This window comes from Curtobacterium sp. ABR8 (genome assembly GCF_057812125.1).
On sequence record NZ_CM173818.1, the window covers coordinates 1,487,090 to 1,501,384 of the forward strand.

The 14,295-nt window shown below is 70.4% G+C and carries 16 protein-coding genes; 6 read left to right on the forward strand and 10 right to left on the reverse strand.

Translation table 11 applies throughout. The features are described 5' to 3' along the window. Positions 1 to 428: 428 nt before the first annotated feature. Positions 429 to 1,307 (reverse strand): helix-turn-helix transcriptional regulator, encoded by an 879-nt coding sequence (locus tag ACXKZB_RS07210; protein ID WP_488825390.1) that lies wholly within the window; start codon positions 1,305 to 1,307, stop codon positions 429 to 431. 170 nt (positions 1,308 to 1,477) lie between these two features. Between ACXKZB_RS07210 and ACXKZB_RS07215 the strand changes: the two genes are divergently transcribed. Beyond that, positions 1,478 to 2,518: an NAD(P)-dependent alcohol dehydrogenase gene (locus ACXKZB_RS07215; RefSeq protein ID WP_488825391.1), complete on the forward strand. Its 1,041-nt coding sequence runs from the start codon at positions 1,478 to 1,480 to the stop codon at positions 2,516 to 2,518. Positions 2,519 to 2,676: 158 nt separating this feature from the next. Here ACXKZB_RS07215 and ACXKZB_RS07220 read toward each other — a convergent pair whose 3' ends face one another. Then, on the reverse strand, positions 2,677 to 3,495 hold the full coding sequence (locus tag ACXKZB_RS07220) for an SDR family oxidoreductase (RefSeq protein WP_488825393.1): 819 nt from the start codon (positions 3,493 to 3,495) through the stop codon (positions 2,677 to 2,679). Positions 3,496 to 3,595: 100 nt separating this feature from the next. Here ACXKZB_RS07220 and ACXKZB_RS07225 point away from each other — a divergent pair, with 100 nt between their 5' ends. After that, on the forward strand, positions 3,596 to 4,210 hold the full coding sequence (locus ACXKZB_RS07225) for a TetR family transcriptional regulator (protein ID WP_488825395.1): 615 nt from the start codon (positions 3,596 to 3,598) through the stop codon (positions 4,208 to 4,210). 33 nt (positions 4,211 to 4,243) lie between these two features. Here ACXKZB_RS07225 and ACXKZB_RS07230 read toward each other — a convergent pair whose 3' ends face one another. Then, positions 4,244 to 4,540 carry a hypothetical protein gene (locus ACXKZB_RS07230; RefSeq protein ID WP_488825397.1) on the reverse strand — a complete coding sequence of 99 codons (297 nt, stop codon included), beginning with the start codon at positions 4,538 to 4,540 and terminating at the stop codon, positions 4,244 to 4,246. 90 nt (positions 4,541 to 4,630) lie between these two features. Between ACXKZB_RS07230 and ACXKZB_RS07235 the strand changes: the two genes are divergently transcribed. Beyond that, positions 4,631 to 5,344, forward strand: coding sequence for an ANTAR domain-containing protein (locus ACXKZB_RS07235; RefSeq protein ID WP_488825399.1), 714 nt, complete (start codon positions 4,631 to 4,633; stop codon positions 5,342 to 5,344). Here the strand turns inward: ACXKZB_RS07235 and ACXKZB_RS07240 are convergent. Then, positions 5,341 to 6,345 carry a carboxypeptidase-like regulatory domain-containing protein gene (locus tag ACXKZB_RS07240; protein WP_488825400.1) on the reverse strand — a complete coding sequence of 335 codons (1,005 nt, stop codon included), beginning with the start codon at positions 6,343 to 6,345 and terminating at the stop codon, positions 5,341 to 5,343. The genes ACXKZB_RS07235 and ACXKZB_RS07240 overlap by 4 nt on opposite strands. A 265-nt stretch (positions 6,346 to 6,610) precedes the next feature. Here ACXKZB_RS07240 and ACXKZB_RS07245 point away from each other — a divergent pair, with 265 nt between their 5' ends. Further along, positions 6,611 to 7,639 carry an alpha/beta hydrolase gene (locus tag ACXKZB_RS07245; RefSeq protein WP_488825401.1) on the forward strand — a complete coding sequence of 343 codons (1,029 nt, stop codon included), beginning with the start codon at positions 6,611 to 6,613 and terminating at the stop codon, positions 7,637 to 7,639. A gap of 49 nt (positions 7,640 to 7,688) precedes the next feature. On the opposite strand, the gene ACXKZB_RS07250 is transcribed toward ACXKZB_RS07245, so the two are convergent. The 5 genes from ACXKZB_RS07250 to ACXKZB_RS07270 all read right to left on the reverse strand — a co-directional run bounded on the left by ACXKZB_RS07250 (position 7,689) and on the right by ACXKZB_RS07270 (position 10,970). After that, positions 7,689 to 8,159: a GNAT family N-acetyltransferase gene (locus tag ACXKZB_RS07250; protein ID WP_488825403.1), complete on the reverse strand. Its 471-nt coding sequence runs from the start codon at positions 8,157 to 8,159 to the stop codon at positions 7,689 to 7,691. Positions 8,160 to 8,169: 10 nt separating this feature from the next. Further along, positions 8,170 to 8,565, reverse strand: a complete 396-nt coding sequence (locus ACXKZB_RS07255; protein ID WP_488825405.1) for a hypothetical protein — start codon at positions 8,563 to 8,565, stop codon at positions 8,170 to 8,172. Positions 8,566 to 8,713: 148 nt separating this feature from the next. After that, positions 8,714 to 9,481, reverse strand: a complete 768-nt coding sequence (locus ACXKZB_RS07260; RefSeq protein WP_488825407.1) for an SDR family NAD(P)-dependent oxidoreductase — start codon at positions 9,479 to 9,481, stop codon at positions 8,714 to 8,716. Positions 9,482 to 9,509: 28 nt separating this feature from the next. Then, positions 9,510 to 10,295: an SDR family oxidoreductase gene (locus ACXKZB_RS07265; protein WP_488825408.1), complete on the reverse strand. Its 786-nt coding sequence runs from the start codon at positions 10,293 to 10,295 to the stop codon at positions 9,510 to 9,512. A 78-nt stretch (positions 10,296 to 10,373) separates the two neighbouring features. After that, positions 10,374 to 10,970, reverse strand: coding sequence for a TetR/AcrR family transcriptional regulator (locus ACXKZB_RS07270; RefSeq protein WP_488825409.1), 597 nt, complete (start codon positions 10,968 to 10,970; stop codon positions 10,374 to 10,376). A 135-nt stretch (positions 10,971 to 11,105) separates the two neighbouring features. On the opposite strand from ACXKZB_RS07270, the gene ACXKZB_RS07275 reads away from it, so the two are divergent. After that, positions 11,106 to 11,918, forward strand: a complete 813-nt coding sequence (locus tag ACXKZB_RS07275; protein WP_488825411.1) for an HAD-IIB family hydrolase — start codon at positions 11,106 to 11,108, stop codon at positions 11,916 to 11,918. Then, positions 11,915 to 13,129, forward strand: coding sequence for a glycosyltransferase family protein (locus ACXKZB_RS07280; protein WP_123313578.1), 1,215 nt, complete (start codon positions 11,915 to 11,917; stop codon positions 13,127 to 13,129). The genes ACXKZB_RS07275 and ACXKZB_RS07280 overlap by 4 nt, the downstream gene beginning before the upstream one ends. A gap of 88 nt (positions 13,130 to 13,217) precedes the next feature. Here the strand turns inward: ACXKZB_RS07280 and ACXKZB_RS07285 are convergent, their stop codons facing one another. Continuing rightward, a complete protein-coding gene (locus ACXKZB_RS07285) occupies positions 13,218 to 14,249 on the reverse strand; it encodes an LLM class flavin-dependent oxidoreductase (protein ID WP_488825413.1) in 1,032 nt (343 codons plus the stop codon). Between the last annotated feature and the right edge of the window lie 46 nt (positions 14,250 to 14,295).

Consider the following 14,295-nt stretch of genomic DNA (forward strand, 5'->3'; position numbering starts at 1 on the left):
CCGTCAGTGATCGGTGAACATCCGCGAGTGGCCATGGAAGCAGATGCGACTGGTGTCTGCGTCCCTTTCTGCCGATTGATCGTGGTCCGGTTCGGCCCCCGATCCGGCACCCTTCGATGCCGATTGTTCACGGATTGAACCAGACCCGCGTCTCACGGCTAGAAAGTCGTTCACGGATTCAACCAACCTGGCAAGTCGCCTGGATCCTCGGAGATCGGCGGAAACAGGCCCTTACTGAGAACACGTCGACTGGCGGGCCGAGTACCGGACCGCCGGGCGGGCTCAGGGGCTCACGGCGGGTGCGGGAGCGCTGATTCGGGTCATGCTCCCGCTCCGCTATGAGGGAAGACACGGTTCGGGTCCGTCGGCGCCCTCATCGCAACCGACTCTGACCCCCGAAGCTCCGTGTGCGCCGCGAACCAGGAGGTTCAGGCCGCTGCGGCCCAGCTGCCGAGCATGCGCAACGACTCCAGCGTCGTCGACCCCGGTGCGGCCCGGTAGGTGACGAGGCTCTTGTCGTCTTCTCCGGCGACGCGGAAGGTCTCGACGTGCAGGTCGAGCAGGCCGACCTCGGTGTGGCGCAGCTGCTGGACGCCGTGGCAGCGTTCCCGGATCTCGTGCCGGGCCCAGAGGCGTGCGAACGGCTCGCTCCGCACGGCGAGCTCGCCGACGAGGGCCGAAAGGTGCGGATCGCTCGGGTGGAAGCCGGCGTCCACCCGGAGCTGCCCGACGACGTCGGCGGCCTTCTGGTCCCAGTCGACGAACAGGTCCCGGTACGTCGGGTCGAGGAACACGAGCCGTGCCAGGTTCCGCTCCTCGCGGGGCAGGTCGTGGAGCCCGCCGAACACGATCGACCCGAGTCCGTTCCATGCCAGGATGTCCGACCGGCGGCCGATGACCAGTGCCGGCACGTCGACGAGCACGTCCAGCAGCCCCTGCAGCGCTGGCCGGACTGCGGTGCGGCTGCACGCTTGCCGGCGTGCTTCTCCTCGCGGGTTCGCGAGCCGGAAGAAGTGGTCGGTCTCCGCGTGGCTGAGGTGGAGTGCCTGCGCGAGCGCGCCGACGACCTCGTCGGACACACGACCGACGTCGCCCTGTTCGAGCCGCGTGTAGTAGGCCGGGGAGACGCCGGCGAGCATCGCGACCTCCTCGCGACGTAGCCCCGGCACCCGCCGACGCCCGCCACCCGGTAGCCCGACGTCGCCCGGTCGGATCCGAGCTCGCTTCGCAGCCAGGAAGCGCCCCAGCTCGCGACCTTCGTCCTCGTCCGCCGTCACCAGCGGCTCTGTCGAAGACGAGGAGCTCATCAGCCCAGTATGTGGGTGATCGTTCCGGTTGTCCCACCACTGCCAGTGGTACCCACGGCGGACGTACGCAGCAGAGGAGTCTGGCTCGGGCAGTCGTTCCGAGTGAGTGTTGAGGGGTTCGTGGAGCAGGGCTGAGCCTGCTCCGGCACCACCGTCGAGGAGAACCACCCATGCCGATCGTCCCCGCGTACGCCGCCCCCGCCGCCGGAGCGCTCTTGGAACCGTCGTCGGTCGAGATCCGAGAACTCGGTGCGCACGACGTCCTCATCGACGTCCGCTTCACCGGCCTGTGCCACACCGACATTCACCTGACGCGCGACGAGTGGGGCCCGGGGACGTACCCGATGGTCCCCGGGCACGAGATCGCGGGCATCGTGGCCGCTGTCGGCTCCGAGGTCACGGCGCACCAGGTCGGCGACCGTGTCGGCGTGGGGTGCCTGGTCGACTCGTGCGGCGAGTGCGAGCGCTGTCTCGCGGGCCAGGAGCAGCAGTGCCTCCGTGGTGCCACCGACACGTACAACGCGATCGGTCGCGACGGGAAGCCGACGTACGGCGGGTACGCGAAGCAGGTCGTCGTCACCGAGGCCTTCGTGCTCCGGATCCCCGACGCACTTCCGCTCGACGTCGCGGCACCGCTGCTCTGCGCGGGCATCACCACGTACTCGCCGCTGCAGCGCTGGAACGCCGGCCCCGGCAAGAAGGTCGCGGTCGTCGGACTCGGCGGGGTCGGCCACATGGCGGTGAAGATCGCCCACGCCATGGGCGCTGAGGTCACGGTGCTGTCCCAGACGCTCAGCAAGCAGCAGGACGGGTTGCGTCTCGGAGCGTCGGACTACCGTGCGACGTCTGACCCGACGACCTTCACCGAACTCGCCGGCCGATTCGACCTCATCCTGTCGACGGTGTCCGCCCCGATCGACCTCGGCGCGTACCTCGGTCTCCTGCACGCCGAGGGGACCATGGTCATGGTCGGCATCCCCGACGAGCCGCTGCCACTGCACGCGTTCTCCCTGATTGCCGGCAACCGTGCCCTGGCCGGCTCCATGATCGGCGGCATCGCCGAGACCCAGGAGATGCTCGACTTCTGCGCCGAGCACGGGCTGGGCGCGGAGATCGAGACCGTCGCCGCGACGGACATCAACGACTCGTACACACGGATGCTCGCGAGCGACGTCCGGTACCGGTTCGTCCTCGACGCCAGCACGATCTGACGCCGGGGCCGTCCGGCTTCCGGCCGACGCTGCGGTTGCTGCGGAGTGCGCCGACCCGGTGGTCGAGGTGGGTCCGCTTTCCGGAAGAGGTGCTGCGTGGCTGGAAGACGGGAGGAGGGTGCGGCTCGAGGTGACCGGCCCCTCCTCCCAGTGGTGCGCTACTTGCCCTCGGCCTCGCGGGAGACGGGAGCCCACGCGGCCCACTCCGCCAGGCGCTGCTGGTAGATGTGCGGCGCGATCTGGGTGGGCCGCTCGCCGAAGAACACCCGGAGCGGCGCCTTCTCGGCATCGACCACCTTGAGGATCGCGGACCCGAACCCGACTGGCTCGGGACTGGCGTTGCCGGACATCTGCTCGGCCATGGCGTCGTGCAGCGGCTGGTACGGCGGGAGCGCGTCGGCGAACACGGCGGAGCTGCCGGCCCAGTCGGTGTTGAACCCGCCGGGCTCGACGAGGGTCACCTTGATGCCGAACCCGGCGACCTCCTGCGCCAGCGACTCGGTGAGGCCTTCCAGCGCCCACTTCGAGGCGTGGTAGCCGCCGAGGCTCGGGAACGCGGCGACGCCGCCGATGGTGGAGATCTGGATGATGTGACCAGAACCCTGCTCGCGGAGGATCGGGAGGACGGCCTGGGTGACGTGGAGGACGCCGAACAGGTTCGTCTCGAGCTGGTCGCGGAGCTGCTGCTCGGTGATCTCCTCGACGGTGCCGAAGAGGCCGTAGCCGGCGTTGTTTATGACGACGTCGAGCGACCCGAAGGTCTCGTGTGCGGCCTTCACGGCGGCGGCCACCTGGTCGCGGTCGGTGACGTCGAGCTGGAGGGGGAGTACGGCGTCGCCGTGCTGCTCGACCAGGTCGTTCAGAGTTTCGGTGTTGCGCGCGGTCGCTGCGACCTTGTCTCCGCGCTGGAGCGCGGCGAGCACGAACTCCCGGCCGAAGCCCTTCGAGGCTCCCGTGACGAACCAGACCTTGCTCATGGTGCTCCTTCGATCGATGGCGTCTCAGTGACGATGGGTAGACCCTACGCCGTAGATGACACCGGGTGTCAACTCTGCCTCCTGGGGTTATGCTGAGGGTATGAGCGAGCCCCGTCCGATCACGATGCGCGAGCGCACTCGTCGGATCGCGCAGACCGAGTTGACCGTCGTTGCGCAGGACCTCTTCCTCGAGCACGGGTACGAGGAGACGACCGTCGACCAGATCGCGGCGGCGGCGGGCATGTCGAAACGCACGTTCTTCCGGTACTTCCCGTCGAAGGACGCCCTCGTGATCGGCAAGTACGACCTCTTCGGCGACCGGATGGCCGAAGCGCTCGATCAGCGCCCCGCCGACGAGCCGGTGTGGGAGTCCCTGCGGCGGGTGTTCGACATCACCCTCGACTACGTCCAGGACGACCACCAGCGCGCCCGGAACGATGCCATGGAAGCGATCGTGCGGAGCACCCCGCAGCTCTCCGCCGGCTACCTCGAGAAGATGCAGCGGATCCAGCAGCTGCTCATCGGACGTGTCGCGAACCGGATCGGATCGGACGAGGCAGATGACGGAGATCCGCGAGCCTCCGCCATCGTCGGAGCAGCGTTCGCGTGCATGCAGGCTGCTCGTGCGAGCTGGTTCGCTTCCGACCAGACCGGGACGTTCGACCTGGTACTCGACCGCGCCATGGGCGTCCTGGCTGTGCAGCAAGCCTCCTGACCGTGTTCCGGCATTCGCCTGCCCGAGCGAGCGTCAGAAGTACATGCGTCCCCGCGCGATGTCCGATTCGGCCTGCCGAAGCGCGTCCGCGACCTCAGGGTCAGTCCCCTCGAACTTCGCCGCCCGAGCGCCGAAGTCGGTCCAGCGGTGCATCACGAACCACAGCACGAGCAGCACCGCGAGGACGACTCCGGTTCCGATCCACCACCACATGCGGGCAGCGTAGGTGTGACCGACCGCCGGCGCAAGGACCGTGATCAGCCGTTGCAGGATCGGCGATCGGGCACGGATCGCCGGGGTGACGTGGACCCGCGCCAGGCGTGTTCGCATCCCCGGACCGTAGTGTGGCGGCACGCGGTCTTCGACTGCTGGAGCAGGGCACGACCGGCCACTTCTGATCACAGCGTCTGGAGTGACCCCGTGGGTGCCGATCGCGAACGACGACTGTTGCAGACGATCATCGCGCTGGTCGGCAGTGCCACCAGCTCCGAGGACCTCAGCGGGCGGCTGCAGCACCTGGTGGACGAGTCGGCGGCGTTGTTCGACGTTCACGCTGCCGGGCTGATGTTGTTCGGCTCGGACCACCGGTTGCAGATCACCGCCTCGGTGGGGCACCACAGCGGACTGCTCGAGCTCCTGCAGCTCGAAGTCGGCGACGGGCCCTGTCTCGAGGCAGCGCGGACGGGGAGCGTGGTCTCGATCCCCGACGTCCGGCTGGCCGAGCCGCGATGGCCGCACTTCTGCCGGGCTGCGGCTGACGCCGGGTACACGGCCGTCCACTCGATCCCGCTGCGGCTCCGGACGACCGTCATCGGATCGCTCAACCTGTTCGGCGAGTTCGCCGGCGCGTTCGACGAGGACGACCTCGTCGCCGCCCGAGCGCTCGCCGACATCGCAGCGGTCTCGCTCTTGCAGCAGCGCACCATCGATGACGCGGTGACGACGCAGGGGCAGCTGCAAGCAGCACTCGACAGTCGTATCGTCATCGAGCAGGCGAAGGGGTGGATCGCGAACCGCAACGGGGTGGACACCGCGACCGCGTTCTCCCTGCTGCGCGACCACGCGCGGCGGAACCAGCTCCCGCTCGCCGAGGTCGCCCTCGCCGTCCTCGCCGGACGGACCACCCTCGGCTAGTCGTACTCGGCCACGGCCACGGCCGTTTCCGGCACCGCCCCACCCCAGCCGTTGAACCCGCCGAACACGACCCGCACCGGGACGGCCTGCGCCCGGTCGGTCACGTACCGGTACACGCCGCCGGGGCGTCCGAGCCACAGCACACGCGCCGGCGTCGCGGTCGTCGCCACTGTCCGGAGCTCGACCACGTACTGCCCGGAGGGGATCTGGAACTGCGCCGTCTGCTCGCTGTCGAGCAGCGTCGAGAACCGGGTCGAGAACGACGCCCCGGTCGTCGTGTCCGTCACCGTGACCCTCGCGCCACTCAGCTGCGCCGACGGGGCGCGGGACGACGTGGCCGCGAAGACGACCAGGTCGTAGTCGCTGTGCGCGTAGTGCTGCGACAACGTCACCTGCGACGCCGGGAGGGTCCCGCGCTGCTGGTACACCCGGGTCTTCCAGACGGCGGGCGACGCCGTGCCGCTGGCGTACGCCTCGATGCGGTACTTCCCGGTGCTCAACCCGACGAACCGGTACTGGCCCGCGCTGTCCGAGGTCGTCCGGAACACCTGCGAGGTGTCCTCGTTCCACGCGTACATCAACCGTCCGGCAGCGGGACCCGAGGGACCGACCACCCCGCCCTGCACGGTGGCGCCGCGCACCAGCGGCACGGTGACCGCGACCGTCGTGCCGCCGCGGACCGCGATCTCCGAGCGGAGTCCGGGGGCGTAGGTCTGCGTTCCGCGCGGCGGGAGTTGCCGTGTGGTGACCGTCACGGTGTCCGGGGCGGGGATGCCGGTGAACGTCGCGGTGCCGTCGGCATCGGTGGTGGCGTTCCCGACGACGGCGTCGATGCCGATCGCAGCCAGTTCGACGTCCGCCAGCCTGATCGGGGTGCCGTCCGGCGTCGCGAGCTGCACAGCGATCGTCCCTGACCCGGCCGCAGCCGCTGGCGGCGCCAGGCCGACCATCGCAGCGGCGGCAAGCGCCACGACCAGTGTCGTCCCCGTGATCAGTCGCATCGCGTTCCCCGCTCACCAGTCGTACCTTGCGGGGGACTGTACGCGTCTGGCGGGCGGTGGGGAAGAACGGCGTCCCGGTTGTGCACCAGGGACGTCGGCGTTCAGTACCTCGTTTCCGCGGCTTCTTGCACAGTGCGGTGCGCGCTCCGGAGCGTCGCGTGCACTACTGTCGTCGGCAGAGGGAAAAAGCCCGCGCTGCTCCGGCAGGCGGGACCGCACACGCGTCTCACGGGAGTCGCCACTTCTTCATCGAAGGAGTTTGCCCGTGTCCGACACCATCGCCCGCCCGCCGTTCGACCCCGAACTCGCGACCTTCCTGACGGCGCTCGAGGCCCGCGGTCCGTTCACCCTCACCGCAGAGATGCTGCCCCGTATGCGACAGCTCGACGTGCCCGAGGAAGTCGTCGACGAGCGCCTGCGTTCCCGCGGGTACCAGCGGCGGAGCGTCACGGTGCCAGGGCACCTCGGCGACCCGATCGACCTCGCGATCATCGACCGTGTCGAGCGCACCGGAACGACCGCGGCCGTCTTCTCGATCCACGGCGGGGGCACGGTGTTCGGCCACCACCTCGGGAACCTCGACTCGTTCGACGACTGGCTGCTCGACCACGACGTGGTCCTCGTCAGCGTCGACTACCGCCTCGCACCCGAGTACCCCGATCCGTACCCGGTGGAGGACTGCTACGCCGGTCTCGTCTGGGTGGCGGCGCACGCCGACGAGCTCGGCATCGACCCGGCACGGATCGTCATCGCGGGGCAGAGCGCCGGCGGTGGACTCGCCGTGGGGACGGCCCTGCTCGCCCGTGACCGGCAGGGTCCCGACCTGATGGCGCAGATCCTGGTGTCACCCATGCTCGACGACCGTGACGACACCGTCTCGACCCAGCAGATCGACGGCGTCGGGGTCGCCGACCGCCAGATGAACCGTTTCGCGTGGGATGCGTACCTCGGACCACGCCGCGCCACCCCTGACGTCTCGGAGTACGCCGCTCCGGCTCGTGCTGCAGACCTGTCGGCGCTGCCGCGCACTTACATCGACTGCGGCAGTGCTGAGGTCTTCCGCGACGAGGACGTCGCCTTCGCGAGCCGCCTCTGGGCAGCGGGGGTCGACGCGGAGCTCCACGTCTGGCCTGGTGCCTTCCACGGGTTCACGAGCATGATGCCCGACGCCGCGATCTCGAGGACCGCGACCGCGGCCCTTGCGGACTGGACCCGACGGCTGCTCGGCGATCCTTCGCCGATCGAACGCGCAGGCTGGCCCCAGCGCGGGATCGTGGACGATGTGTCTCGGTAGACGCCCCACGAGCGGGACGGGAGGCCAGGTGCGGTCCGTCACCGGGCGTTCAGCGGACGAGCCGGACGGTCGTCCCGATCGGGCCGAAGCTCGACGTCGCGCCGTCGGCGACGAAGCCGTTCCTGCCGTAGAACGAGTGCGCTCGCGGGTTGTCGGCCGCGACCCAGAGGGACGCCGGACGGTCCCCGAGGACGGCGTCCAGGAGTGCCTGGCCAGCACCGCTCCCGTGAGCGCGGGCGAGCACGTAGAGCATGGTGAGCTCTTCCGGCCGGACGGCATCGGGCTCGGTCACGACCTGTGCTGCGGCGAAGCCGATGATCCCGCTCTCGTCCTCGGCGATCAGGGTCGCGAAGGTCTCGTGTTCCAGGTTCGATCGCCACATCGTGATCCGTCGCTCGACGTCGAACCACGGGTTGGTTGCCGGGTCGTCCACGAACCGGCCGTAGGTCTCATGCCAGGACGTGGTGTGGACGTGGGCGATGGACTCCGCGTCGTCGACGGTCGCGTCCCGGATCACCATGATGCCCGCCTCACGCCGCACTCCGCAGGTCCTGCACATCCCCGCCGGAGCACTCCGAGCCGCCGCTCTCGAACCGCTCCGTCGTGATGCCCTTCGCCTGCCAGAGCTCCTCGACCGCACGGATGTCAGCCGCGTCGGTGTCGCTCCGCTCCGGGATGTACACGAAACGGGCGCCGTCTCCACCGTCCGACCGGGTGCAGACCTCGGCGGCAGGGCCGCGGTACACGGTCCAGTCACCGCCGACGGCGTCGGCGGATTCCTCGACGATGCTGATGATCGACTGCTTCGCTTCGGACGGAGCCGCTGCCTGGCTCCCGGGAGCGTTGCTGCAACCGGCAGCGCTCAGAGCCGCCGTCAGGATGACGGCGGCACCGACGCCGACGCGGCCAGGGATTCGTGCGTTCACGTCTTCAGTGTCCACTGTCGGGGCGACGAGGGACGGGAGGCGCGGTGCCAGCCGGCACCCCGCCTCCCGTCCGCCAGGGGGTCGCGTCCCGGACCCGGTCCGCGCGCGCAGGAGCGCGCTCACGTGGTTGCATCCGCCTCGGAAGCGGCTAGTGGGTGGTCCAGCCGCCGTCGATGACGAGTTCCTCGCCGGTGACGTACTTCGCCTCGTCGGAGGCGAGGTAGACCATGCCGTAGCCGATGTCGGTCGGTTCGCCGACGTGCGGCGGCAGGGGCACCTCGCCGCCGAGCTGCTCGGCCATCGACTCCTTCGTCATGCCCGCAGCGGCGGCGAGGCCGGTGTAGACGGAGCCGGGGTGGATCGAGTTGACGCGGACACCGTCCCCGGCGAACCACTGTGCGGCGTGCTTCGTGAGGGACCGCACGGCGCCCTTCGACGCCGAGTACGCGGCTCCGCCGGCATCGGAGACGCCGCCGACGATCGCGGCGATGGACGACACGTTGACGATCGATCCGCCGCCCTGCCGCTGCATGTGCGGGATGACCGACTTCATGCCGAGCCACACGCCGGTGGTGTTCACCGCCATGACCGTGTTCCAGTCGTCGAGCTCGGCTTCGAGGATGCCCTTCGCGATGTGGATGCCCGCGTTGTTGACGAGCACGTCGACGCGTCCGTGGTCGGCGACCACCCGTTCGACGACGCCGTTCCACGATTCCGGCGACGTGACGTCGAGCGTGATCGCGGTGGCCCGACCTCCTTCGTCGCGGATCGTGGCCGCTTCCCGCTGCAGTGCTGCTTCGCTGACGTCGGTCATGATGACGGTCGCGCCCTCCCGGGCGAACAACTGGGCTCCGGCGAGGCCCATGCCGCTCGCTGCGCCGGTGATGATCGCGACCTTGTCGTCGAGTCGTGCCATGTCGTGTCTCCTGCTCTCGTGGTGGGGGTCAGATGCGTTCGGGGCGTCGGATGCTCTCGGCGCCGCCGTCGATGAAGACGATCTGTCCGGTGACGTGCGTGTTCTCGGCGCTGGCGAGCCAGGCCAGGAGCGCTGCAGGGGCTGCGGGTGGTGCGGCCGGACCGTTCAGGGGAGACGGGGCTCCCGCGTCGAGGGCGGCGCGGCCTTCGGCGCTCTCCAGTGCTGCGGCGGTCATCGGCGTCTCGATGACGCCGGGAGCGATGGCGTTCAGTGCGATGCCGGCGCCGGCCCACTCCGGGTCCTTCGCGTGGGTGCGGACCCACTGCGCGATCGCCTTCTTGGTGGTCGAGTAGATGGCGCTGGACCCGGCGGCGTTCGTCGCGGTGCCGATGCGCTCGGCCTCCTGGCGTGCGCCCGGCTCGTCGTCCGCGAGGAGCCGCTCGTACAGGCCGTCGTCAACCTCCTCGAGGGCCGCGAGGGACGCGACGACCACGGCGCGCGGGGCGTCGGAGCCGGCGAGGAGCGGGCGGAGTCCCTCGAGCGTGGCCGTCGCGCCGAAGTAGTTGACCCCGACCGTCACGGGACTCGCCGCGACGAGCCCGGCGACGGCGATCACGCCGTCGACCCGGCCACCGGAGCGCTGCTCGACCTCGTGCACGAGCGCGGTGCGGCCCTCGGCGGTGCTGAGGTCCGCGACGACGTCCGCGTCCTTGATGTCGACACCGATCACGCGGTGCCCGTCGGCCTCGAGTCGTTCTGCGGTGGCCTTGCCGATACCGGAAGCGGCTCCGGTGACCACGTACGTCCTGCTCATGGTGGTTCCTCTCGTCATCGTCGACGTCGGCGCGCGGGAGCGCGCGAGCTCCGCTCGGGCAGCGGAGAAGTCAGGGGGTCAGCCGCTGCCGACCAGCCACTCGGGCATGACGGCGACCAGTCGTTCGGCCATCGCGTCCTGTTCGGCGGGAGCGTCATCGCGCAGCCACGCCGTGAGCATCGCGATCGCACCGCCGGCGATGAACCGGGCGGTGTCCTCGGCGTGGACGGTCCCGGGGACGCGTACGCCGAGCAGTCGGATCGTCGCGAGGACCTGCTGCGCGTACGCGGCGACCACGCTCTCGTGCACCCGCCCGGACAACCGCCAGTCCAGGGACGCCCGGTAGAAGGCGGAACGCGAACCGATGTGCGCGAGCATCCGGCGGTTCGCCGCGACGGCCAGGGTGCGCAGGTCGGTATCGTGGTCGTCCCGTGCCCGGAGGTCGTCGAGCCCGATGTCCCGGAAGGCGTCGACCAGCATCGCGACCGCGAGGTCGTCGAGGTCGGCGAACTGCGCGTAGAACGCGCTCCGGCTCACCCCGGCAGCGCGGGCGATCGCGTTGACGGTGATCTCCGTCGACGCGTCGGCGGCGAGGCCCTCGACGGCCCGGACGATCGCGGCACGGGTCCGGGCTGGACGAGGATCGGTTGCCCGCACGGGCGCGCTGCTCTGCACGGTCCCACCATACGACTTTTCCGACACGTGCGTGGAAAATGCCGGGATGCGCCGTTCACCAACCGGACGCCCGCGCATGGCAGGGTGGTCCGGGGCATCGTCGCCCGCAGCCCAGCCAGCCGCGAGCGGAGCACGATGCCACCACCCGACCTGATGGTCGTCACGGACCTCGACGGGACGTTCCTCGATCACCACGACTACTCGTTCGACGCCGCCCTGCCGATGCTCGAGCGCCTGCGCGCGGACGGCGTGCCGGTGGTCTTCTGCAGCAGCAAGACCCTGGCCGAGATCACCGCCCTGCAGCGACGGACCGGTCTGGAGGGGCAGGCGTTCGTCGCGGAGAACGGCGCGATCGTCGTGGGACGAGACGGCAACGTGCTCGCGGGACCGCCAGACGGCGAAGTCGCGCGGCTCCGCGCAGACCTCGACCGCATCCGAGCGGACCTGGACCTGCACTTCGCGACGTTCGGCGGCGAGACCGACGCGGTCGTCGCCGCGTGGACCGGCCTCGACCTCGATGCAGCCGGTGATGCCCGGCGGCGCGAAGCCTCCGAGGTCCTGCTCTGGCACGCCGAGGACAACGACCGGGCGGACGCGTTCCGCACGGCGCTCGCCGCGGTCGGCCTCGACCTCGTGCGCGGGGGCCGCTTCTGGCACGTCCTGCCGGCCGGACGTGACAAGGGCACCGCGGTCCGCCTACTCGTCGCCGACCACACACGCCGCACCGGCACCGTCCCGCGCACCATCGGGCTCGGCGACGGCCCGAACGACACCGCGCTGCTCGACGCCGTCGACCTGGCAGTCGTCGTGCGCGGCCACGGCCCGGCACCCGGACCCCTCGCCGACGACCGCCCCGAGCGCGTCCACCGCACGACCGCCCCCGGCCCGCAGGGCTGGACCGAGGGCCTCACCCGGTTCACCACCCCGTCCGTCAGGAGCCACCGATGAGCGACTTCCACCAGAACGGCGTCATCACGACGTTCCACGACCTCGGCCGCCGCAGCACCGCGAGCATCGAGGACGACCTGCGCGGGTTCGCCGAGAAGCGCCCGATGAGCCTGATCCTGCCGGCGCTGTACTCGGAGCTCGAACGTCCCGCGCTCGCACGGATCGTCGACGAGCTGGCCGAGGCCGACTGGCTCAGCGAGATCGTGATCGGGCTGGACCGCGCCGACCGCGCGCAGTTCGAGCACGCGCGGGAGTTCTTCGCGCGGCTGCCACAGCGGCACCGCATCCTGTGGAACGACGGGCCGCGCCTGCGGGAGCTCGACGCCGAGCTGGAGCGCGAGGGGCTCGCTCCCGGCGAGCCGGGCAAGGGCCGGAACGTCTGGTACTGCACGGGCTACGCGTTGGCGTCGGAGCGCGCCGAGTGCATCGCGCTGCACGACTGCGACATCACCACGTACGAGCGGGGCATGCTCGCGCGGCTGTTCTACCCGGTGGCGAACCCCGCGTTCGACTACGAGTTCTCGAAGGGCTTCTACGCCCGCGTCGCCGACGGCCGGATCAACGGGCGCGTCGGACGCCTGCTCGTCGGCCCGCTGCTCCGGTCGCTCCGCCAGGTCTACGGCGAGTCCGAGTACCTGGAGTACCTCAGCAGCTTCCGGTACCCGCTGTCGGGCGAGTTCGCGATGCGCGCGCACGTGCTGAACGGGTTGAAGATCCCCGGGGACTGGGGCCTCGAGATCGGCATGCTGTCCGAGGTGTACCGCGACTACGCGACGCGCCAGGTGTGCCAGGTGGAGATCGCCGACGCCTACGACCACAAGCACCAGCCCCTCGCCGAGGCCGACGGCACCGGCGGACTCGCCCGCATGGGGAACGACATCGTGCAGTCGCTGCTGCGGAAGCTCGCGACAATGGGCGTGCCGCTCACCTCGGACTCGTTCCGGGTGCTCAAGGCGACGTACTACCGGAACGCGCTCGACATCGTCGAGGTCTACCGGCACGAGGCCGAGATGAGCGGGCTCGGGTTCGACCAGCACGCGGAAGAAGCCGCCGTCGAGCTCTTCACGAAGGCGATCCTCGACGCCGGTGGCGCGTTCACCGCGCGCCCGAACGACAAGCCGTTCATCCCGAGCTGGAGCCGGGTGCGCTCGGCGGTGCCGGACGTGCTCGACCGGTTGCGGGATGCGGTGGAGGCCGACCAGCAGGACTGACCACGCGCCCTGGGCGCGACCACAGAGCGGACGGGAGGCACGGCGAAAGCTCGCCCCGTGCCTCCCGTCCGGCGGTCTGGCGCCGTTCTCAGGCCGCCGGTCCCGGCGCCCAGCCGAGTTGCGGACCCAGGTGCTCGGCGATGTCGGTGATGATCTGCGCGTAGTCGTCCGGCTCGAAGGAGAACGGCAGTGCGAAGGCGACCTCGGTGACCGCCTGGTAGCCGGCGTCGGCGCGCAACCGATCCGCGATCTGGGCAGAGGTCCCCACCAGGTCGGCGGCGAAGAGCATCCCCGCGGGGCCCATCGGCACACCCACACGCCCCGAGCGGCTCTCGACGTAGGCGCGGTAGCGGGCTTCCTGCTCGCGGGTCGCGGTGTCCGTCGGGATGACGACCAGACCCTGCGAGACACGGGCGGAGTCGGGGTCGCGGTGGACGTCGAGGTAGGCGTCGATCTGGGCCCGCTGGTTGGTGGCGAAGTCCGTGCCGTTCTCGCTGCGGGTGACGCTCGACGTCAGCAGGTGGAAGCCGTTCTCGCCCGCCCAGACCGCCGACTTCGTGCTGCCGGTGCCGTACCAGATGCGGTCGGCCAGGCCGGCGCTGTGCGGCTGGACGGTGCTCGCGAACTCCTCGATGCCCCGACGTTCGACGGTGTCGGTTCCGGTCACGTGGTCGCCGCGGACCAGGTCGCGGAAGCGCAGGAGCCGGTCGTTGCCGAGGTCCTCGTGCTCGAGGGTGTCGGGGTAGATCGCGTCGCGGTACAGGTCGAAGTTCATCGGGGTGCCGACCGAGAAGCCGGGGTTCAGTCGGCCGCCGAGGAGCACGTCGACGGTGCCGAGGTCCTCCGCCAGGCGGAACGGGTTCTCCGCCCCGATCGGCGTGACGGCGGTGCCGAGGTCGATCCGCGAGGTCCGCTGCGACGCCGCGGCCATCACCGCGACGGGGGAGGAGATGCCGTGCTGCAGGTGCCGGTGGCGCAGCCACGCGCTGTCGAAGCCGAGCGCTTCCGCACGCTCGATGACGCGGAGCGTGTCCTCGTGGCCCTCGGACGGTCGGGCGGGGTCGAACGACCCGATCGTCAGGAAGCCGAGCCGGTGCAGGGGAGTTCCGTCGAGGGGCATGGGTCGATCGTGCCAGATGCGTCGTGCCCGGTGCATCGCTCAGACT

Bases quoted from the DNA above. Each gene is read 5' to 3' on its own strand.
- ACXKZB_RS07210 (WP_488825390.1), bottom strand. From the start codon at position 1,307: ATGAGCTCCTCGTCTTCGACAGAGCCGCTGGTGACGGCGGACGAGGAC.
- ACXKZB_RS07215 (WP_488825391.1), top strand. From the start codon at position 1,478: ATGCCGATCGTCCCCGCGTACGCCGCCCCCGCCGCCGGAGCGCTCTTG.
- ACXKZB_RS07220 (WP_488825393.1), bottom strand. From the start codon at position 3,495: ATGAGCAAGGTCTGGTTCGTCACGGGAGCCTCGAAGGGCTTCGGCCGG.
- ACXKZB_RS07225 (WP_488825395.1), top strand. From the start codon at position 3,596: ATGAGCGAGCCCCGTCCGATCACGATGCGCGAGCGCACTCGTCGGATC.
- ACXKZB_RS07230 (WP_488825397.1), bottom strand. From the start codon at position 4,540: ATGCGAACACGCCTGGCGCGGGTCCACGTCACCCCGGCGATCCGTGCC.
- ACXKZB_RS07240 (WP_488825400.1), bottom strand. From the start codon at position 6,345: ATGCGACTGATCACGGGGACGACACTGGTCGTGGCGCTTGCCGCCGCT.
- ACXKZB_RS07250 (WP_488825403.1), bottom strand. From the start codon at position 8,159: ATGGTGATCCGGGACGCGACCGTCGACGACGCGGAGTCCATCGCCCAC.
- ACXKZB_RS07260 (WP_488825407.1), bottom strand. From the start codon at position 9,481: ATGGCACGACTCGACGACAAGGTCGCGATCATCACCGGCGCAGCGAGC.
- ACXKZB_RS07265 (WP_488825408.1), bottom strand. From the start codon at position 10,295: ATGAGCAGGACGTACGTGGTCACCGGAGCCGCTTCCGGTATCGGCAAG.
- ACXKZB_RS07275 (WP_488825411.1), top strand. From the start codon at position 11,106: ATGCCACCACCCGACCTGATGGTCGTCACGGACCTCGACGGGACGTTC.
- ACXKZB_RS07280 (WP_123313578.1), top strand. From the start codon at position 11,915: ATGAGCGACTTCCACCAGAACGGCGTCATCACGACGTTCCACGACCTC.
- ACXKZB_RS07285 (WP_488825413.1), bottom strand. From the start codon at position 14,249: ATGCCCCTCGACGGAACTCCCCTGCACCGGCTCGGCTTCCTGACGATC.